Annotated in this window: 24 protein-coding genes; 23 read left to right on the top strand and 1 reads right to left on the bottom strand. The window is 40.6% G+C overall.

Annotated features, from left to right (window positions below; translation table 11 throughout):
* Positions 1 to 35: 35 nt before the first annotated feature.
* From tmk to rsmI, 9 genes are all read left to right on the top strand, one after another.
* Positions 36 to 677 (top strand): dTMP kinase, encoded by a 642-nt coding sequence (tmk, locus tag MHB45_RS24710; RefSeq protein WP_063595536.1) that lies wholly within the window; start codon positions 36 to 38, stop codon positions 675 to 677.
* An 85-nt stretch (positions 678 to 762) separates the two neighbouring features.
* The gene (locus tag MHB45_RS24715; protein WP_034316369.1) at positions 763 to 1,092 is read left to right on the top strand and encodes a cyclic-di-AMP receptor; all 330 of its coding nucleotides are present in this window, start codon (positions 763 to 765) and stop codon (positions 1,090 to 1,092) included.
* A 24-nt stretch (positions 1,093 to 1,116) separates the two neighbouring features.
* Positions 1,117 to 1,557, top strand: a complete 441-nt coding sequence (locus tag MHB45_RS24720) for a YaaR family protein (protein WP_072273922.1) — start codon at positions 1,117 to 1,119, stop codon at positions 1,555 to 1,557.
* A gap of 8 nt (positions 1,558 to 1,565) precedes the next feature.
* Entirely contained in the window at positions 1,566 to 2,570 is a 1,005-nt protein-coding gene (gene holB / locus MHB45_RS24725; RefSeq protein WP_141236117.1) for a DNA polymerase III subunit delta', read from the top strand.
* 1 nt (position 2,571) lies between these two features.
* Complete coding sequence (locus MHB45_RS24730) at positions 2,572 to 3,402, top strand: PSP1 domain-containing protein (RefSeq protein ID WP_048689969.1); 831 nt, start codon at positions 2,572 to 2,574, stop codon at positions 3,400 to 3,402.
* 50 nt (positions 3,403 to 3,452) lie between these two features.
* On the top strand, positions 3,453 to 3,791 hold the full coding sequence (gene yabA, locus MHB45_RS24735) for a DNA replication initiation control protein YabA (protein WP_207117975.1): 339 nt from the start codon (positions 3,453 to 3,455) through the stop codon (positions 3,789 to 3,791).
* 177 nt (positions 3,792 to 3,968) lie between these two features.
* Positions 3,969 to 4,712 carry a tRNA1(Val) (adenine(37)-N6)-methyltransferase gene (locus MHB45_RS24740; protein WP_048689974.1) on the top strand — a complete coding sequence of 248 codons (744 nt, stop codon included), beginning with the start codon at positions 3,969 to 3,971 and terminating at the stop codon, positions 4,710 to 4,712.
* Entirely contained in the window at positions 4,699 to 4,959 is a 261-nt protein-coding gene (locus MHB45_RS24745) for a GIY-YIG nuclease family protein (RefSeq protein ID WP_034316360.1), read from the top strand. Before MHB45_RS24740 ends, MHB45_RS24745 begins: the two co-directional genes overlap by 14 nt.
* 1 nt (position 4,960) lies before the next feature.
* On the top strand, positions 4,961 to 5,845 hold the full coding sequence (rsmI, locus tag MHB45_RS24750) for a 16S rRNA (cytidine(1402)-2'-O)-methyltransferase (protein WP_048689979.1): 885 nt from the start codon (positions 4,961 to 4,963) through the stop codon (positions 5,843 to 5,845).
* Between the two features lie 43 nt (positions 5,846 to 5,888).
* Here the strand turns inward: rsmI and MHB45_RS24755 are convergent, their stop codons facing one another.
* The gene (locus tag MHB45_RS24755; protein WP_048689982.1) at positions 5,889 to 6,173 is read right to left on the bottom strand and encodes an AbrB/MazE/SpoVT family DNA-binding domain-containing protein; all 285 of its coding nucleotides are present in this window, start codon (positions 6,171 to 6,173) and stop codon (positions 5,889 to 5,891) included.
* A 618-nt stretch (positions 6,174 to 6,791) separates the two neighbouring features.
* Between MHB45_RS24755 and metG the strand changes: the two genes are divergently transcribed.
* The 14 genes from metG (at position 6,792) to MHB45_RS24825 (ending at position 20,695) form a co-directional block, all read left to right on the top strand.
* A complete protein-coding gene (gene metG, locus MHB45_RS24760; RefSeq protein WP_034316354.1) occupies positions 6,792 to 8,753 on the top strand; it encodes a methionine--tRNA ligase in 1,962 nt (653 codons plus the stop codon).
* A gap of 209 nt (positions 8,754 to 8,962) precedes the next feature.
* Positions 8,963 to 9,730, top strand: coding sequence for a TatD family hydrolase (locus MHB45_RS24765; RefSeq protein ID WP_048689988.1), 768 nt, complete (start codon positions 8,963 to 8,965; stop codon positions 9,728 to 9,730).
* A 279-nt stretch (positions 9,731 to 10,009) separates the two neighbouring features.
* Complete coding sequence (locus tag MHB45_RS24770) at positions 10,010 to 11,164, top strand: G5 and 3D domain-containing protein (protein ID WP_237766657.1); 1,155 nt, start codon at positions 10,010 to 10,012, stop codon at positions 11,162 to 11,164.
* Between the two features lie 254 nt (positions 11,165 to 11,418).
* Positions 11,419 to 11,982: a ribonuclease M5 gene (gene rnmV / locus MHB45_RS24775; RefSeq protein WP_340878258.1), complete on the top strand. Its 564-nt coding sequence runs from the start codon at positions 11,419 to 11,421 to the stop codon at positions 11,980 to 11,982.
* Entirely contained in the window at positions 11,975 to 12,853 is an 879-nt protein-coding gene (gene rsmA, locus MHB45_RS24780; RefSeq protein WP_034316346.1) for a 16S rRNA (adenine(1518)-N(6)/adenine(1519)-N(6))-dimethyltransferase RsmA, read from the top strand. The genes rnmV and rsmA overlap by 8 nt, the downstream gene beginning before the upstream one ends.
* Before the next feature lie 201 nt (positions 12,854 to 13,054).
* Positions 13,055 to 13,933, top strand: coding sequence for a sporulation peptidase YabG (gene yabG, locus MHB45_RS24785; protein ID WP_048689999.1), 879 nt, complete (start codon positions 13,055 to 13,057; stop codon positions 13,931 to 13,933).
* Positions 13,934 to 14,247: 314 nt separating this feature from the next.
* Entirely contained in the window at positions 14,248 to 14,499 is a 252-nt protein-coding gene (gene veg, locus MHB45_RS24790; protein WP_034316343.1) for a biofilm formation stimulator Veg, read from the top strand.
* A gap of 151 nt (positions 14,500 to 14,650) precedes the next feature.
* Positions 14,651 to 14,827 (top strand): small, acid-soluble spore protein, alpha/beta type, encoded by a 177-nt coding sequence (locus tag MHB45_RS24795; RefSeq protein ID WP_034316340.1) that lies wholly within the window; start codon positions 14,651 to 14,653, stop codon positions 14,825 to 14,827.
* 323 nt (positions 14,828 to 15,150) lie between these two features.
* A complete protein-coding gene (gene ispE / locus MHB45_RS24800) occupies positions 15,151 to 16,020 on the top strand; it encodes a 4-(cytidine 5'-diphospho)-2-C-methyl-D-erythritol kinase (protein WP_048690002.1) in 870 nt (289 codons plus the stop codon).
* A gap of 61 nt (positions 16,021 to 16,081) precedes the next feature.
* Positions 16,082 to 16,906 carry a pur operon repressor gene (gene purR, locus MHB45_RS24805; RefSeq protein WP_048690004.1) on the top strand — a complete coding sequence of 275 codons (825 nt, stop codon included), beginning with the start codon at positions 16,082 to 16,084 and terminating at the stop codon, positions 16,904 to 16,906.
* A gap of 13 nt (positions 16,907 to 16,919) precedes the next feature.
* Positions 16,920 to 17,294: a RidA family protein gene (locus MHB45_RS24810; RefSeq protein ID WP_034316334.1), complete on the top strand. Its 375-nt coding sequence runs from the start codon at positions 16,920 to 16,922 to the stop codon at positions 17,292 to 17,294.
* Between the two features lie 192 nt (positions 17,295 to 17,486).
* Positions 17,487 to 17,783, top strand: a complete 297-nt coding sequence (spoVG, locus tag MHB45_RS24815; RefSeq protein ID WP_034316332.1) for a septation regulator SpoVG — start codon at positions 17,487 to 17,489, stop codon at positions 17,781 to 17,783.
* A 569-nt stretch (positions 17,784 to 18,352) separates the two neighbouring features.
* Positions 18,353 to 19,726, top strand: a complete 1,374-nt coding sequence (gene glmU / locus MHB45_RS24820; protein WP_048690007.1) for a bifunctional UDP-N-acetylglucosamine diphosphorylase/glucosamine-1-phosphate N-acetyltransferase GlmU — start codon at positions 18,353 to 18,355, stop codon at positions 19,724 to 19,726.
* Between the two features lie 15 nt (positions 19,727 to 19,741).
* The gene (locus tag MHB45_RS24825; RefSeq protein WP_034316329.1) at positions 19,742 to 20,695 is read left to right on the top strand and encodes a ribose-phosphate diphosphokinase; all 954 of its coding nucleotides are present in this window, start codon (positions 19,742 to 19,744) and stop codon (positions 20,693 to 20,695) included.
* Positions 20,696 to 20,825 lie beyond the last annotated feature (130 nt).

Genomic DNA, 20,825 nt, shown 5'->3' on the forward strand with positions numbered 1-20,825 from the left:
ATATACTACATACAAAGAACCTTGGAGGTACATCGATGAAACGTGGTATTTTTATAACAATGGAAGGGCCTGAGGGTGCCGGGAAAACAACCATTACCCAAATGCTTGGCAAGGCTCTGCAACAAGAAGGCTATCAAGTTCTATTAACCCGAGAGCCAGGGGGAGTTCCCATTTCGGAGCAAATTAGGGAAGTGATCCTTAATAAAGATAATACAGCCATGGACTCGAGGACAGAGGCTTTATTATACGCAGCAGCAAGGCGTCAGCATTTAGTGGAAGTGGTCATGCCTGAGCTGGAACGAGGGGGAATTGTCCTCTGTGACCGGTTTATAGATAGCTCATTAGCCTATCAGGGTCATGCAAGGGGTTTGGATATAGAAGAAGTTTACAATATCAATAAATTTGCAATTGGAGATATGATGCCAGATGCCACGCTCTTTTTTGATATCGACCCAGAAGAGGGATTGAGACGCATCCAGTCCAATGGGGAACGGGAAGTGAACCGGCTGGATCTTGAAGCACTCGACTTTCATAAAAAAGTTTGTGAAGGGTATCAGTTCATTATAAATAGATGGAAAGAACGTTTCATTATCGTGGATGCAGGCAGGACAATAGATGAAGTCTTTGAGGAATCGAAAGCCAGCCTATTGGATTTTTTAGCGAAAGCGGGAAACTGATTATATAGGTTTCCATATTATTCAACCAATACTATTTGATATAATGTAGTTAGTAAAAATTCAGAGTAACCGGAGGATGATGAGAATGAAAATGATCATTGCTGTCGTTCAAGACAAGGATAGTCATCGCCTGCTGAATCAATTAGTGGAAAATAATTTCGGAACGACCAAGTTAGCCAGCACTGGCGGGTTTTTAAAATCAGGTAATACGACTTTTATGATTGGAACAGAGGATGAACGTGTTGACCAAGCCATCCAGATCATCAAACAGAATTGTCAGTCACGATCCCAATTAGTATCACCGGTTTCACCGATGGGCGGGAATGCCGAGTCATATGTACCTTACCCAGTGGAGATTCAAGTGGGCGGTGCGACCATTTTTGTTCTGCCGGTTGAAAACTTTTTACAATTTTAACGGTTAGTTTCAGGGAGGTCCATTATGAAAATCAACCATGATATCCCTATTAAGCTGGATAAATCGCGACAGGATGCCAAACAATTCCAAACCGGAAATGGAAGTTTCCAACAAATGGTCCAGACACAGGATCAAAAGATGCAAATCCAAACATTAAACCGTTTGATAGGCGATATCGAAGGGGCGGGTCAGCGTTTAGTAAGGTCACGTACTTTTAGGGAATTGGCAAAATATAAAGCATTGGTGAAACGGTTTGTTAAAGAAGCGGTTGAATATGGACTGGAACTGAAGCAATCAACGAGCTGGAATGAATATGGACAGAGCCGGCCATTGAAAACCGTGGAAACGATAGATGCAAAATTAGTTGAGTTAAGCGAGGAAATTCTTAATAAAGAGAAGAGTTCGCTTGAAATATTGGAAATGATAGGCGAGATTAAAGGTCTTCTGATTAATTTATATACTTAAGTGAGTTGATGGTTTTGGATAAAACATGGCAGGACATGAGTGAAATTCAGCCGCAGGTAATGACGATGCTGCAAAATAGCATAACGAAAAACAGGGTGGCTCATGCGTATTTATTTGAAGGGGAAAAAGGGACAGGCAAGCAAGAGATAAGCTATGCCTTTGCCAAAAGCTTACTATGTGAAGCCCCGACAGCAGGTTATGAGCCATGCGAACTTTGTCGGAATTGCAAACGGATTTCAAGTGGGAATCATCCTGATGTCCATTTGATAGAAAAGGACGGTCTCTCAATAAAGAAAGAGCAAATCAAGGGGCTTCAGGAAGAATTTTCGAAAAAGAGCGTAGAGGCAGATCGGAAGGTTTATATGATTGCCGATGCTGACAAAATGTCTGTGGGGGCAGCCAACAGTCTATTGAAATTTTTAGAAGAACCTTCGGCTGATACGGTAGCAATATTGATGACCGAACAGCTTCAGAGGATTCTGCCAACTATATTATCAAGGTGCCAAGTGATTTCGTTCAAGCCATTATCTCCGGAGAATGTGAAACGGAAGCTGATAGAACAGGAGTTAGAACCACAGCTGGCCTCGGTTATTGCCCACATCACACAGAATGTGGAAGCTGGAATCGAGCTTAGCCATGATGAATGGTTTGTACAAGCTCAAAAAATAGTGGTAAAATTATATGAAGTGTTAAAACTTAATTCCTTGAAGGCGATGCTGTACCTTCAGACGGATTGGTTCACACACTTTAAAGAAAGAGAACAGGTTGACAGAGGTCTTGATTTGTTACTTCTTATATATAAGGATTTATTATACATTCAGTTGGACAAAAAGGACTTCGTTGTGTTCCAAAATAAACTGAAGGAATTTGAAACTCACGCTCTTCATCTTTCCCCAAGACGCCTTGCTGAACATATGGGTTGCATTTTGGAAGCAAAAAGGAAGCTGATGTCCAACACGAATCCACAGCTGTTGATGGAACAGCTTGTGCTGAATTTGCAGGAGGGATCATGATTTGTATGATGTTGTAGGTGTCCGTTTTAAAAAGGCGGGCAAAATATACTACTTCGATCCGGGTGAATTCGCAATTCCTAAGGACGATTTTGTAATAGTGGAGACTGTCCGCGGTGTTGAATTCGGTAAAGTCGTTACAGCCCGTAAACAAGTAGATGAAAACGATGTTGTCCTGCCATTGAAAAAAGTACTTCGGGTCGCTGATGCAAAAGATAAGCTGATTGTAGACGAGAATAAGGCGGCTGCAGAAGAGGCTTACACTATATGTTGTCAAAAGGTTGTGGAACATAAGCTGGATATGAAGCTTGTTGATGTGTCATATACTTTCGACAGAAATAAAGTCGTGTTTTATTTTACAGCGGATGGTCGCGTGGATTTCCGTGATTTAGTCAAAGATTTAGCTGCCATATTCAGAACTCGCATAGAACTGCGCCAAATCGGGGTAAGGGATGAGGCAAAGATGCTTGGTGGCATCGGACCTTGTGGCAGAATGCTTTGTTGCTCCACATTTCTTGGAGATTTTGAACCGGTTTCCATCAAAATGGCGAAGGATCAGAATTTATCATTAAACCCTACAAAAATCTCAGGTTTATGCGGTCGATTGATGTGCTGTCTGAAATATGAAAATGATGAGTATGAAAGTGCGAAGGAAATGCTTCCTGATTTAGGTGAAATGATTAATACGCCTGGTGGCAAAGGCAAGGTAGTGGGGCTTAATATTCTAGAACGCGTACTTCAGATTGAACTAATCGGGCAAGAAAGAGTATTAGAGTATACTCTAGATGAGATTCTAAAAGAGGGAGCCGTTTCTATTCAAGCCACAGATTATTAAGGTGGTGGGAGAGCGTGGATAAGAAAGATATTTTTGAGTCGGTGACCAATATGGAAACCCAGATAGGCCAATTATATAAGCAGCTTGGAGAATTGAAGCAGAACTTAGCTGAAATACTTGAGGAAAATCAGTCGATCAAGCTGGAAAACGAGCATTTGCGCCATCGGTTGGGCCTTGTGGAAGTCGAAAGTGCGCCTGCTGCAGTTAAGGTCAAACAAAAAGTGAAAAACCGTACTCCAAGTGCGGAAAAGGTTATGGATATCGGGGAAGGCTATGATAACTTAGCCCGTATCTATCAAGAAGGCTTTCATATTTGCAATCTGCATTTTGGCAGTTTACGAAAAGAAGGGGATTGCCTGTTCTGTTTATCTTTTTTAAACAAGAAGTGATAATGGATAATATAAAAGATGTTCCATCTCTTTTACGTGATAGATAGACCGTTTACAATATATAGTGATTCGGGGTCTGACGCATACTATGAGTCAGGCCCCTTTTTGTACGACAGTAACATAGAAGCATGGTCCCTAAACATGCTTTTTCCATACATGGTTAGGAGGGTAACAGCAATGGTAGAACTTAATGGAGATGAGCGCCTGGATTATCTTTTGGCTGAGAATTTAAGGATCATTCAGAGCCCATCGGTGTTCTCTTTTTCATTAGATGCCGTTTTATTATCAAGGTTCGTGAATGTACCGATCCAAAAAGGGAAAATCGTCGATCTTTGCTCAGGCAATGGGGTCATACCTTTGCTGCTGAGTACAAGAACGAAAGGGACAATTACCGGTGTTGAAATTCAAGAGCGGTTATATGACATGGCCCAGAGGAGCATGGACTATAATGGCGTAACCTCCCAAATCGAGATGATTCATGGAGATATAAAAGAAATTCCAAAGCAGATAGGGTATAGCAAATATGACGTCGTTACTTGCAATCCACCCTATTTCCCGACGCCATCCATGGAGGAAATTAACAAAAATGAGCACTTTGCAATTGCCCGACATGAAATCATGTGTAATCTTGAGGATGTCATGCGTGTTTCAAGCCAATTGCTGCGTCAAGGTGGGAAAGCCGCATTCGTTCATAGACCGGGCCGTCTGATGGATATCCTGCATTTCATGAGGATGTACAGAATTGAACCGAAGCGACTGCAATTCGTTTATCCTAAGAGTTCAAAAGAAGCGAATACGATTCTTATAGAAGGGATAAAGGACGGCAACCCTGATTTGAAGATTCTTCCCCCGCTTGTTGTATATAATGATCAAAATGAGTATAATCCCGAAATCAGAAGGATTCTATATGGAGAGGAATAAGCATTATTTTTATGTTTTAAAGTGCAGGGACGGCAGTTATTATGCTGGGTATACCAATGATCTGCACCGTAGGATTGATGTTCATAATCAAGGCAGGGGCGCTAAGTATACACGTGGCCGGACACCGGTTGAACTGATTTATCATGAAATATTCGAAACACGGACATTGGCCATGCAGGCTGAATATAAATTTAAGCAATTAACAAGAAAACAAAAGGAAAAGTGGATGGCAAAGGAGGATACATGATATGTGGCAGCAAAAGAGTTTTGAAAAAGAAGGATTGGAGCCGGCTCTATATCTGGTTCCTACACCGATAGGAAACCTTGAGGATATGAGTTTCCGGGCTTTAAGAATCTTAAAGGAAGCGGATGTAATTGCTGCTGAGGACACGCGAAATACGAAGAAATTATGCAACTACTTTGAAATTTCGACACCTATCGTCAGCTACCATGAACATAATAAGGAATATAGCGGGAAGCAAATGCTTGAGAGGCTTCGATCTGGAGAGGTCATCGCATTGGTAAGTGATGCTGGCTTGCCGACGATATCCGACCCGGGATATGAACTGGTCAAAGATGCCATTGCCGAACAGTTTAAAGTCATTCCGTTGCCGGGGGCAAATGCTGCATTAACTGCATTGATCGCATCTGGACTGGTTCCCCAGCCTTTTTACTTCTATGGTTTTCTGCAACGGGGAGCAAAAGAAAAAAAGCAGGAACTGGAAAAATTAAAAAAAATGGAATCAACTTGGATCGTTTATGAATCGCCACATCGATTGAAAGAAACATTGAAACATATGCATGAAATTTTAGGTGACCGTCGTATAGTATTATGCCGGGAGTTAACCAAGAAATTTGAAGAGTTCATTCGAGGGACTGTGAGTGAGGCCTTGACATGGGCGGTGGAATCCGAAATTCGCGGTGAGTTCTGTTTAATAATAGAAGGCGGGCAATGGTCGGAGGATGAATCGGAAGAGGCTTGGTGGATGGACCTTGATATCGTCGGCCATGTTAATCATTATATAGAAACCAAGCAGTTCACTTCAAAGGACGCAATCAAGCAGGTCGCAAAAGATCGCAATATGCAAAAACGCGATGTTTATCAAGCGTTTCACATAGATATACAAGAATAATGAGCATAAAAAAACTTCCGAAGAACGGAAGTTTTTTTATCATTTATTTAGAAGCAGTGAAGTTTTGTTGAATTTCTTGAATAAGTAATTCTGCACCTTCACGACTAAGAATCAATTTGCCATTGGCAAGTGTAAGGTTGTTATCGGAAACTTCACCTGTAACTTGGCAAGTCATGTTTGGTTTGTATTTTTTCAAGATGATGCGCTCATCATCCACATAGATTTCAAGAGCGTCTTTCTCAGCGATACCCAATGTACGACGAAGTTCGATTGGAATAACCACCCGGCCTAACTCATCAACTTTACGAACAATACCTGTAGATTTCATTTAAAAAATTCTCCTCTCAGTTACAATCTAGTACCCTATTTCTATTTTTTTCGCCATTATTCGACAAATTTTTTTATAAATTTATAATACCAGCCATTCCCAAATTCGTCAATGATTTATTTTCATTTTTTTGTAAGAAATAGCAGGGTCCACTTCGTGTAACAAAATGGCTTTTAAAGAGAAAAAATCGGTTATGCCTTTAAAAGTAAAGAAATTCAGGATACAAAGAACTGCTCACTTCACCACATTTCGACAAAGTATGCATATGAAAACATACTTCCCTATTATATGATTAAATATATTTTAGTTTCAAAACAAAAGTTCTGAATTAAGGATAATTTTCTGAAAAAGTTTGCGAATATGTGAGTTGTTGCACAAAAAAGGAAATTTAGGTATATTTTGTTCAGGTAAGAGGTAATGCTGACAGAAGGGAAGTACCCTTATTTTTAAGTTGAGTCTACTTATTATTTTTTTATTCTATTAACATGATGATTAGATTAGTGATTATTGTCGCACAGAATTGTATATAGCGTTAAAATAGAGATAATAGCTTAAATATATTCTTTTGGCTTGGGCCAGTCCCATAGCCGGTTTTTCAAATGATGAGGAGGGAACGAAGTGCAAGATAAATTAAAAACATTCTATATCACGACACCCATATATTATCCGAGTGGCAATTTACATATAGGGCATGCGTATACGACAGTGGCAGGGGATGCCATGGCTCGTTATAAAAGGATGCGTGGCTTCGATGTCATGTATTTAACAGGAACTGATGAACATGGCCAAAAAATCCAGCGTAAAGCGGCTGAGGAAGGAATCACTCCACAGCAATATGTAGATAATATCGTATCAGGGATCAAAGAACTCTGGGAAAAGCTTGATATTTCATATGATGATTTCATCAGGACGACGGAAGATCGCCATAAAGAGGTCGTAGCCAAGATTTTCAAAAGGTTATTGGACCAGGGTGATATATATTTAGACCAATATGAAGGATTATATTGTACACCTTGCGAATCTTTCTTCACGGAACGTCAAGTCGAAGAGAGCAATGGAAACTGTCCTGATTGCGGCAGGCCTGTCGAAAAGGTGAAAGAGGAATCTTATTTCTTTAAGATGAGTAAATATGCGGATCGGTTACTTAAGTTTTATGAGGAAAACCCGGATTTCATTCAGCCGGAATCCCGCAAAAACGAAATGATCAATAACTTCATCAAGCCTGGATTGGAAGATCTGGCCGTTTCACGTACTACTTTCGATTGGGGCATCAAGGTGCCGGGAGATCCAAAGCATGTCATTTATGTATGGATTGATGCTCTGACCAATTATATAACGGCATTAGGGTATGGAACGGACAATGATTCTAAATACTTGAATTATTGGCCGGCCGATGTACATCTGGTCGGAAAGGAAATCGTTCGTTTCCATACAATTTATTGGCCGATCATGTTAATGGCTCTTGACGTGCCGCTTCCAAAGAAAGTCTTCGCCCACGGATGGCTTCTCATGAAAGATGGTAAAATGTCCAAATCAAAAGGAAATGTAGTGGATCCCGTTACATTGATCGATCGTTACGGGTTGGATTCTTTACGCTACTATTTATTGCGTGAAGTACCATTTGGTTCCGATGGGGTATTTACACCGGAAGGGTTTGTGGAACGAATCAATTTTGACCTGGCCAATGATTTAGGGAATTTATTAAATCGAACAGTTGCAATGGTCAATAAATATTTTGATGGTGTGATTCCAAATTATGAAGGATCCAATGGTGAATTCGAAAAAGCTTTGCTTGAAATGAACCAAGAAACGGTTGGCAAGTATGAGGAAGCAATGGAAAATATGGAATTTTCAGTTGCACTGACATCCATTTGGCAACTCGTGAGCAGAACTAATAAATTCATTGATGAGACCCAGCCATGGACTCTTGCTAAAGATGAATCCAAGAAAGAAGACCTTGCCAGTGTCATGGTTCATTTGGCGGAATCATTACGCAGGACGGCAATCCTTTTGAAACCGTTCTTGACGCAAACACCGGAAAAGATCTTTGCTCAGCTTAGCATCAAAGATGATGTGTTAAAATCCTGGGACAGTTTAGCGGAGTTCGGTCAAATTCCTGCTGAAACAAAAGTCTTGAAGGGAGACCCGATCTTCCCTCGTTTGGATATGGAAGAGGAAGTTTTATATATTAAAGAACAAATGCAGGGGGATGCCCCTAAGGCCGAGGAAAAAGTGGAAGAGACGATTCCCGAGGTTGATGAAATCACTATTGATGACTTTACAAAAGTGGAGCTGCGTGTTGCTGAGGTAATGGCAGTTGAGCCTGTAAAGAAGGCGGATAAGCTTCTTAAACTTCAGCTTGATTTGGGTTATGAGAAACGGCAAGTCGTATCAGGCATTGCACAGCACTATAAACCAGAAGATTTAGTAGGCAAAAAAGTGATATGCGTCACGAATTTGAAACCTGTTAAACTTCGTGGCGAGCTCTCTCAAGGAATGATTTTGGCGGGAAGCCAGGATGATGTGCTCTCAGTCGCTACAATAGATTCATCGATTCCAAATGGTTCAAAAGTGAAATAAACGGATGAAAACATAAAGGTGTTTCATATGAAACATTTTTATGTTTTTTTCTTTATGCTTTTGGAAAAAGTAACGTAATATAGGTTTAGTTTTTGGTTCTACATTTATTAATTGGGCATACAGCCTCTTTTGTAATCAGTTTGTTACCTAAATGTGAAACATAAAACTTTCATTTTTTTATAAAATAGTGCTAGAAAGGAAGAAAAATAATGTTATTTGACACACATGTACATGTTAATGCGGAACAATTCAACGAGGATCTCGAAGACGTAATAGAAAGAGCTAAGGAAGCAGGGGTCGATAATATGGTAGTCGTTGGTTTTGACCGGCCTACCATTATAAGGGCAATGGAATTAATAGAAACTTATGATTTCATGTATGCCGCAGTCGGATGGCATCCTGTGGATGCTATAGATATGACGGAAGACGACTTACAATGGATCGAGGAATTATCCAATCATCCAAAGGTTGTGGCCATTGGGGAGATGGGCCTGGATTATCATTGGGATAAATCTCCGAAAGATGTTCAAATGGAGGTGTTCAGGAAGCAGATTCGATTGGCAAAAAAGGTGGGGCTGCCCATTATCATCCATAATCGGGAAGCGACCGCGGATATCGTGAACATACTGAAGGAAGAAGAGGCATCAAGGGTTGGGGGCATCATGCATTGCTTTAGCGGAAGTGCAGAAACGGCTTTGGATTGCATCAATATGAATTTTTATATTTCATTGGGAGGCCCTGTGACCTTCAAGAATGCAAAAAAACCAAAGGAAGTGGCAGCAGCCGTACCTTTAGACCGTTTACTGATTGAGACCGATTGTCCATACTTGGCTCCCCATCCTTATAGAGGGAAGCGTAATGAACCTTCATATGTGAAACTTGTCGCTGAACAAATTGCAGAAATCAAACAACTTACAATAGAGGAAGTTTCCCAGGCAACAACGGAGAATGCCAAGAAATTATTCGGCATTAACTGACATTTTTTTTTACAATATCTCCCGGGGTTTGCTAGCTAAAATCGCAATTTTTTAAGGTTTCTACAAATTTCACTCCAACTATAGGCTTATTATGTCGAGAAGTCGCCCTTTCCTTTTCATTATGGAATATGCATAATAGGTAGTAATTTCCTGAATGAGAAGTGAATGGGTTGACAGCTTGATAACTAAGTCTATATAATCACCGGGAGGAAGGAGGAGTTTTTCATTCTATTAAAAACTATGAAAAACCTTATTCCCAAACCTTTTGGGAAGAAGAGAATGGCAATGGCCATTTGCAGTGCTATTCTTGTTTCTACAGCATTGGGAATACTTATATATCAAGGAACAAAGGATACAGTAACAATCATGCTAGATGGAAAAAAAGAGGTAGTGCGTACACACGCGGCTACTGTAAATGATATGTTGGAAGATTTAGAGATTAACGTTCAAGCCGCAGATTATGTCCACCCATCAAGAACCACAAAGGTTGATGGTGATTTGGAGGTGGTTTGGAAGCCTGCACAAAAAATCGTCATGGTACAGGATGGTAAGAAGAAGGGAGTCTGGTCCACCGCAGATACGGTAGATGAACTTTTAAAAGACCAAAACCTAAGTGTGAAGGAACAGGATAAGATCACCCCTTCAAAAAGTACGAAACTGAAAGCGAATATGGAAGTTGCCATAGACAAAGCCTTTTCACTGAAATTAGTGGTGGGTGGAGACGAAAAGCAGGTATGGTCAACTTCGACTACTGTCGCTGACTTTTTAAAGCAACAAGGAGTAAAACTCAATGATTTGGATCGAGTTGAGCCAGAATTAACCGAAAAAGTTAAAGCTGAGAATACGGTAAACGTAGTTCGAATTGAAAAAGTCACCGATGTAGTGGAAGAACCAGTTGACTTTGCTGTCATAACTAAAAAAGATGACTCCTTATCAAAAGGGAAAGAGAAAATTGTCAAAGAAGGAAAAGACGGACTCGTTTCCAAGAAATATGAAGTTGTTAAAGAAAATGGCAAAGAGGTCAAAAGAGAATTACTTTCAGAAAAAGTAGTTAATAAAAAGCAGGATAAAGTTGTAACGGTCGGAACTCGAACGACTGTTGCGCAGGCATCACGGGGAGTAACTAACGTTAGTTCTTCAAGTGGAAAAGAAATATACGTATCTTCAACAGCTTATACTGCCAGTTGTAAGGGCTGTTCCGGAGTCACGTCCACAGGAGTAGATCTAAAGAGTAATCCGGGTGCGAAAATCATTGCTGTCGATCCAAGCGTGATTCCCATGGGGTCGAAAGTATATGTAGAGGGATATGGCTATGCTGTAGCAGCTGATAAAGGCGGAGCAATAAAGGGAAATAGGATTGACGTCTTCTTTTCTTCAAAAAATGATGCCTATCGCTGGGGTGTAAAGAGAGTAAAGATTCGCGTATTGGACTAATAAGGTTTCTCTCGCAGGAGATGAATTCGTCTCCTGTTTTTTGCGTTTTATTTTCCATTTGTTGAAAAACCCCATGTAAAACTGTTTTAATAAGATAGACGTCTCGCCATTCCATAAGATTTCAATATATGCGTGTAAACTTTCATAAATGATCTAGACTGGATTCTCTACCCAAAAAAGTTTTTTACGGGGGATCGGTTACGTTTATCCAAGAGCTAATCAAAGCGCTTGCGCTTTTCTGTATGGAGGAAACCATGAAAAAGATTAAAGAAATTATTGTTGTAGAAGGAAAAGACGATACGGTGGCGATAAAAAGGGCTGTTAATGCTGATACAATAGAAACCAACGGATCAGCGGTGAATGAGTCCTGTATTGAACAGGTGAGGCTTGCACAAAAGACACGTGGAGCCATCATTTTCACTGACCCTGATTTTCCTGGTCAAAAAATCAGGAATATCATTTCAGAACAAGTAAAAGGGTGTAAACACGCTTTTTTAACGAAGAAGGAAGCCCTTCCTAAGTCAGGTAGAGGAATTGGTGTGGAGCATGCTTCTCCTGAGGCAATTCGTAATGCTTTAAAGGATGCCCAAATAATGGACGAAGAGGCTTCGGAAGAGATTTCACAGCAGGATTTAATAGATGCAGGTTTAATCGGGGGATCCGGTGCCAAGGAACGAAGGGGAAAACTTGGATCTATGTTAAAAATCGGGTTTACCAATGGTAAACAGTTATATAAGAGACTAAAAATGTTCCAAATATCAACTGAGGCTTTTGAGAAAGCGATGGTACAGATAATTCAGGAGGAAAAAAATGAATAAGGATATTGCAACCCCTGTCAGAACGAAAGAAATATTAAAGAAGTACGGATTCTCCTTTAAAAAGAGCTTAGGCCAAAACTTTTTAATCGATACGAATATCTTGAAACGTATTGTCGAACATGCCAATTTGACAGAGGAAAGCGGCGCCATCGAAATTGGGCCGGGAATCGGGGCATTGACGGAACAACTGGCGAAAAGCAGCAAAAAGGTTGCGGCCTTTGAGATTGATCAGCGTCTACTGCCCATCTTATCGGATACACTGTCTCCTTATAACAATGTAAACATCATTCACGGGGATGTTCTTAAGGCTGATGTCAAGAAGGTCATCGAGGATGAATTTGCTGGATTCTCGGACTTGATGGTTGTTGCAAACCTGCCATACTATGTCACGACGCCGATCATTTTAAAGCTATTGTCCGAGGACTTGCCCATTAGAGGCATCGTGTGCATGCTGCAAAAAGAAGTGGCTGACCGAATTGCCGCAAAACCTGGGACAAAGGAATATGGTTCTTTATCCATTGCCATTCAATATTATACAGAAGCCGAAACAGTGATGATCGTACCAAAAACGGTATTCATGCCTCAGCCTAATGTTGATTCAGCTGTAATCCGCCTTACTAGGCGCGTGAAGCCAATCGTCGAGGTCCTGGATGAGGATTTCCTATTCACTGTGACCCGGGCGTGCTTTGCACAGCGTCGGAAAACGATTTTAAATAACTTAACCAGTCAGATGCCAGATGGTAAATCGAAAAAGGAACACATACTTGCCGCTCTCGAAGCCGCGGAAGTGGATCCTTCCAGACGGGGCGAAACACTGAGCATCAAAGAATTTGGCCGCTTAAGTGATGCGTTATTGCCGAATTTCAAATAAAGAAAACGTGAAAGATTCAAGTCGGAATGGGGTCACTCCCAGCTTCCGGCTTTTTTTATTTTGAAATTGGCCCATCATGATGGAACATACCCGAAAATGTAACCAATATCCACCTTTCACCATTCAAGATTGGTTCGCATAACTTAAGAATGAAAATAAACTAGGGCGGGCTGAAAATAAGTCTTCTCATGGGGTGGGGCCATGAATATTCAAATAAACGATATTGTTGGTCGGGTTTCTTATAAATGCGACGTGTTGTTCCGGGTAATTGATATCCGTGATATTGACGGAAGGCGTGAAGCTATTCTTTATGGGGAAGATATCCGACTGATTGCAGATGCACCTTTTCAAGATTTAATGATTATTAATGATAATGAAAGAAATGATCGACAAAGGTCGAATGAAGTACTACAAGAACAATCTGACCGCTTATTAACGCAAGATCTAGAGCTGCAACAACAAAAAAACGGCTATCAATCCAGTAATGGCTATCGGTATAGCGGTGAATATTTCCAAATACCAGGGAGGGTGCTCCATGTTGATGGGGATGCATCTTACTTGAGGAAATGCATGGATCTATATCAGAAATTCGGTATTCCGGTCAATGGCATCTATTGCAATGAAAAGGAAATGCCCCAAAGGATCGGGGGGTTGCTGGATCATTATCGGCCGGACATTCTTGTTGTCACCGGTCATGATGCCTATTCAAAATCAAAAGGACCGATGTCCGATATTAATGCTTACCGTCACTCAAAGGATTTTGTACAGACAGTTAGAGAAGCGCGAAGGAGGGTTTCTCATTTAGACCAACTGATTATATTTGCCGGGGCTTGTCAGTCGCATTTTGAATCGCTGATCCAAGCGGGGGCAAATTTCGCAAGTTCTCCTTCCCGTGTTAATATACATGCTCTTGATCCGGTTTATATCGTCGGAAAGATAAGCTTTACGCCATTTTCCGATCATATTCATGTATGGGATGTCCTTCGGAATACATTAACGGGAGAGAAGGGGCTGGGGGGAATTGAGACAAAAGGGGTGTTACGGACCGGGTTGCCTTTCAAGCCATTTCAGGAAGAATGAACGAGCTGCATTTTGAAAGAATGCAGCTTGCTTTTGGTAGGGGGAGAATTCGGATATCCTCACAAAAAAATGGGTTATTTGTAGAGCAATGTTCATAGGCAATGATTTAATTACGAAAATTCGGCTTAATAAATAATGGAATAGTTCGTTTACATAATTTTTCATTTCCCAGGATATAATAAAATTGTTCGCGATTTTGCCGAATTTCAGATAAAAATATATTGACTACATTTTTAAGTGCTGATATAATTTATTATTTTGTTTGCGTATATTTGTAAATTGTGATATACTTAACTTAGTGAGGTGGACCGAAAATGCCAAAAACTCTAGCTGATATTAAAACTGCACTTGATTCAAACCTGGGTAAAAGATTGCTCTTAAAAGCAAACGGTGGAAGAAGAAAGACTGTAGAACGATTTGGAACTTTGGCGGAAACTTATCCGGCTGTTTTTGTAATTGAGCTCGACCAAGATGAAAATGCGTTTGAAAGAGTATCTTACAGCTATGCGGATGTTTTAACGGAAACCGTAGAACTAACATTTTTAAACAAACAACAAGAGATGTAACTTAGACGAGGCAGCTAACAATTTTGTTTGCTGCTTTTTGTTTTGCATAAAATATCCTGTGAGTCCCAATAAAGGCTTAAAAAGGATGTAATGAAATAGCGTATGTTGCAAACACTAGGCATGTGACGGCATGTGAAAGGGGTTGCTTCGCTTGAGCAGGAAAAAAGGGATTATGTCAAATGATCTTAAAGAGGAATTGGCTAAGGAACTTGGATTTTACGATGTTGTCCAGAAAGAAGGCTGGGGAGGAATCCGGGCCAGGGACGCAGGAAACATGGTAAAACTTGCTATCGAAAAAGCACAACGTCAATTGGTGAACAAAGAGTAAGATAAAACACTTAATTGTATCATGCCGTCATGTTGATGGAAGCCGGACTCTTTATACAATGTATAGCTCTATTCATTTTTGCTTACATTGTAGTTAAGGAGTCTGGTTTTTTTATGTATCGGTGAATGCTATATGGATATGTAGCAAGTCTTTTGGGATGCAGGAAGTGGCTGCTCCCCAATGTGCCTACATGTGTCTATTCTCCTCTAAGGGCCAATCTTAGCTTCATTACATTGAAATTACGATGAAAAAACCTTTAGAATATAAACAAATATGATAGAATAGGACAAGAACTTTTAAGAACGTTAAAGTAGGTGGACATATTGAAGCTTATGGAAAAAGCCCCGGCTAAAATTAATTTGGCTTTGGATGTGCTTTTCAAACGGCCTGATGGGTATCATGAGGTGGAAATGATCATGACGACAGTCGACCTTGCCGATAGAATTGAACTAAAGGAAATAAAGGGAAATCATATTCAAATTCTATCCCATAATCGATTTGTTCCGGATGATCATCGGAATTTGGCTTATCAAGCTGCATTTATTCTAAAGGAACGTTTTGGAATCAATAAAGGTGTTTCCATAACTATAGAGAAAAATATACCTGTAGCCGCAGGACTTGCTGGTGGCAGCAGTGATGCCGCAGCAACTTTAAGAGGCTTAAATAGACTGTGGAAGCTTGGTCTTTCCATGGATGAACTTGCGGAAATCGGAGCTGAAATTGGTTCTGATGTTTCATTTTGTGTATATGGAGGTACGGCATTGGCCAGAGGGCGCGGGGAAAAAATCACGCATCTTCCTGCACCGCCAAAGTGCTGGGTCATCTTGGCCAAACCGACGATCGGCGTTTCGACTGCCGATATATACAAAAGGCTCCAAACTTCAAAAATGGAGCATCCGGATGTACCTGGAATGATTTCGGCTATTATGGAAAACAATTATCACGATGTATGTGAAGGGTTGGGGAATGTTCTTGAACAAGTGACATTGCAGTTATACCCGGAGGTTGCGAACATTAAAGATCAAATGAAGACATTTGGAGCAGATTCGGTCTTGATGAGCGGAAGCGGTCCGACCGTTTTTGGTTTGGTGGAACATGATTCGCGCATGCAGAGGATTTACAATGGTCTTCGCGGATTCTGTGATCAGGTCTATGCGGTCCGTTTGTTGGGTGATCGAAACAATCTTGAATAGAAACGTACATTAGTGGTATAGTTGCAATATAATATTCGGAATTCACAAAGGGGGTGTCTCAATGAAATTTCGTCGCAGCGAGAGGCTAGTCGATATGACCAATTATTTATTAGAACATCCAGGGGAATTAGTTTCGCTGACTTATTTTGCTGAAAGATATAGTTCGGCAAAGTCCTCGATCAGTGAAGATTTGACCATCATCAAAGATACCTTTGAACAACGGGGAATAGGTTCTTTAACAACCGTTCCAGGTGCGGCCGGTGGAGTGAAATATATTGTTTCCATCAAGGAAGAAGAGGTCAATGCCTTCATTGACGGATTATGCGATACGATCGCTAGTCCCGAAAGGCTACTTCCTGGCGGTTATCTATATATGACAGACATATTAGGACATCCGCAAACCGTGAATAAGGTTGGAAGGATAATCGCTTCAATGTATGCCAAGAAAAATGTCTCAGTCATCATGACGATGGCAACCAAAGGGATATCATTAGCATACGCCGTGGCAAATTATTTGAATGTTCCAGTTGTCATTGTAAGTAGGAATAATAAAGTAACGGAAGGTTCTACAGTGAGCATCAATTATGTTTCTGGCTCTTCAAAGAGGATCCAGACTATGGTACTCTCTAAGAGAAGCTTGGTTGAGGGTTCGAATGTATTGATTGTAGACGATTTCATGAAGGCTGGGGGTACCATTAACGGTATGGTCAGTCTATTGGATGAATTTAAGGCAACAGTTGCCGGAATTGCGGTGCTGGTCGAATCCGAACATACGGAGGAGTGCCTTGTCGAGGACTATGTTTCTTTAATCAAGTTGACACAGGTGGTCGAAAGAGACAAGAAAATCAAGGTCAGCCGTGGGAATTATTTTACGAAAAAGGAATAGGGGGAATGATTTCATGAAAACGATACATACTGATGAAGCACCGGCAGCGATCGGACCATATTCACAAGGCGTGATCGTGGATACGTTATTTTTCAGTTCTGGACAGATCCCGCTTACTGCTTCTGGTGAAATGGTGACAGGGGATGTCAAGGAACAAACACACCAGGTCTTTAAGAATCTCCAAGCCGTATTGAAAGAAGCTGGGGCTTCATTGGAAACTGTCATTAAAGCTACAGTATTCATTAAAAGTATGGACGATTTCGGTTCGATTAATGAAATATACGGAGAATATTTTTCTGCTCACAAACCTGCCCGCTCTTGTGTAGAGGTTGCTCGCCTTCCTAAAGATGCACTAGTGGAAATAGAAGTGGTAGCGCTCGTTAAATAAACGGGCGTTTTTTTTTATTTTTCAGGGCATTCGTAATGGGTAATTTCCCTGTAATATATGGGTGATTTTTAATGTTTTTAAAAACTAGGCTGAATTTTCTAAAAAAATTACAGATAATAGAAGGAGTTCACGTTTTTTTGTTGAATATGTACTTTAAGTTTTAACAACAACAAAAAGGGATGGTGAGCTTAAATGGAAGTAACTGACGTAAGATTACGCCGTGTGAATACGGATGGTCGTATGAGAGCTATCGCATCAATTACACTGGATAATGAATTTGTGGTTCATGATATTCGTGTGATCGACGGAAACAATGGTTTATTTGTAGCAATGCCAAGTAAACGAACTCCAGATGGAGAATTCCGGGATATCGCTCATCCAATCAATTCCTCGACACGCGGGAAAATTCAAGAAGCTGTCTTGACAGAATATCATCGATTGGGAGAACTTGAAACTGAATTAGAGGAAGCTGGAGCAGGTGCTTCTTAAAATAACCTTACTTTTAAACTTTAAATTTATAATTCGTGCATCTAGAGCCTACTTCATAAGTAGTGCTCTTTTTTATTTATTCAAAAACAGATAAGTTTAGAACTCATCCGCTCATCATACAGATATTTGCTGTAAAACTTACGGTGTTATCTAAAGTTTAAGTACCCATCCTTTTTATTTTTAAAACCTTTTTGATCAACCGGAAATTGAAATTCCTGTAAGGGGATCTCTCTAATGACATGAATCGGTAACCTGATCTCGGAATGGGAGTTAACAACGGGTGCAGTGCTGCCAGGTGGCTTGTACATAGGGCATGGCGCGGTCGTGGCAGAGTTTTGGGATAAAGGGGAGGAGACATGTTTCTGTACATTGACCGGGCATATATCATTCATTTCATGATGTCAAATAATGCTCCAAGTCCCAATGCTGACATTTGTAAGCTGTCGGATAACGGAAATTTTTCACCCGTTTGGTTGACAATTATATGTACTTTTAATTGTTACCTTGAAAAGAATCACTATTTGAGATAATATTTTTAGTGGATAAAAAGGTGAAAATGGAGGCCTGTTATGAGTAATCGCTATGCAATAATATTGGCCGCTGGGCAAGGTACTAGGATGAAATCTAAGCTTTATAAGGTTTTGCACCCTGTTTGCGGGAAACCAATGGTACAACATGTTATCGATCAAGTCAATCAACTTCAAATAGAAGATATTGTAACAGTCATCGGCCATGGTGCTGAAAAGGTTCAAGAGCAACTTGGTGATTCATGCAAGTATGCCTTACAAGAACAGCAATTAGGTACGGCACATGCTGTAATGCAAGCGGAAAGCGTTTTATCCGCAAAAAGTGGCACGACCCTTGTTATTTGCGGTGATACGCCTCTGATTAAAGCGGAAACAATGAAAGAGCTTATAGCCTTACATGAGCAAAGTCAGGCGAAAGCTACAATCTTAACAGCATATGCAGATAACCCTGCTGGCTATGGAAGGGTCCTCCGCGGTGAAGGCGGACTTGTAGAAAAAATCGTCGAGCATAAGGATGCTTCGGAAGAAGAAAGATATGTTAAGGAAATAAATACCGGTACATATTGCTTCGACAACCAAGCATTATTCAGCGCGCTGCAAAAGGTTTCGAATGAAAATGTCCAGGGAGAATATTACTTACCGGATGTTATTGAAATCTTAAAAGAAGAAGGCGAAGTGGTGACGGCTTTCCAATCCAGTGAATTCGAGGAGACATTGGGTGTGAATGACCGTGTGGCTTTATCGCAGGCTGAGCAAATTTTACGGAAACGCATCAATGAAAAGCATATGAGGAACGGTGTAACGATCATCGACCCGCTAACAACTTTCATTGAAGCGGATGTACAAATCGGACAGGATACAGTCATTAACCCTGGGTCATTCATTAAAGGAAAAAGTATCATCGGGCAGGACTGCTTGATTGGCCCGAATACGGAAATCAGTAATTGTGAAATTGGTGATGGAACGGAAGTCCTCCAATCGGTTGTGCACGAAAGCAGTATTGGAAGTTTTGTTAAAATCGGTCCATTCGCACATGTTAGACCTCAATCAGATATTAAGGATTCCGTTAAGATCGGTAATTTTGTCGAAATTAAAAAGACCGTTTTTGGCAAAGGAAGCAAGGCCTCACATTTGAGTTATATTGGTGATGCAGAGGTTGGGGAGAATGTTAATATAGGCTGTGGATCTATTACCGTGAATTACGACGGGAAAAATAAATATTTGACGAAGATTGAAGACAATGTCTTCATAGGCTGCAATTCTAATCTGGTTGCACCTGTGACAGTAGGAGAAGGGGCATATGTAGCTGCTGGTTCAACCATCACGCAAGATGTACCGCAGCAAGCCCTATCCGTTGCCCGGGCTCGTCAAGTTAACAAAGAAGATTATGTCAAGAATTTGAAATTTAATAAATAACCGACGGAGGTCATCATGTCAAATCAGTATTTAGATCCTAATTTAAAAGTATTCTCTTTAAATTCAAACTTCGATTTAGCTCAGGAAATTGCTGCAGCAATCGGTGTTGAACTTGGAAAATGTAGCGTAACAAGTTTCAGTGACGGTGAAGTTCAAATTAATATTGAAGAAAGTATCCGTGGCTGTGATGTATTCGTAATCCAATCAACAAGCCAACCAGTCAATGAAAATTTAATGGAACTTTTAATTATGATCGATGCTCTTAAACGTGCTTCAGCTAAAACGATCAATATTGTAATGCCATATTACGGTTATGCCCGCCAAGATCGCAAAGCGCGTGCGCGTGAACCAATTACAGCTAAACTTGTCGCAAATCTTTTAGAAACGGCTGGTGCCCACCGTGTAATCACATTAGATCTTCACGCACCTCAAATTCAAGGTTTCTTCGATATTCTGATCGATCACCTTGTTGCCGTTCCGATTTTAGCTGATTTCTTCAAGGAAAAAGATTTAAGTGATATCGTCATCGTTTCCCCGGATCATGGTGGTGTAACACGTGCCCGTAAAATGGCCGATCGCCTAAAAGCACCGATCGCCATTATCGATAAGCGCCGTCCAAGACCGAACGTGGCTGAAGTCATGAACATCATTGGTAATATTGAAGGGAAGACAGCAATACTGATTGATGACATCATCGATACTGCAGGAACTATTACATTAGCGGCCAATGCCCTTGTGGAGAATGGTGCTAAAGCAGTGTACGCTTGTTGTACACACCCAGTCCTTTCAGGTCCTGCCATCGAAAGGATTCAAAATTCAACGATCAAGGAATTGGTCGTGACTAACTCGATTGCCCTATCTGAAGATAAGAAAATCGATAAAATTGTTGGTCTTTCTGTAGCACCTTTGATTGCAGAGGCAATCATTCGTGTGCATGAGGAACAATCAGTCAGTACATTATTCGATTGATAACAAAATAAAACGAAAACACGGCGGGCCTTTTCGGGCTCGCCGTGTTTTTGTTTAAAAGTTTCAGAAAATATTTAATTCTTAGTTGACAGATGAGAATAGTAATAATAAAATAACCATACAAAATACA

Origin of the sequence: Peribacillus sp. FSL K6-5616, from assembly GCF_038008245.1 — a bacterium.
Classification (GTDB): domain Bacteria; phylum Bacillota; class Bacilli; order Bacillales; family DSM-1321; genus Peribacillus; species Peribacillus frigoritolerans.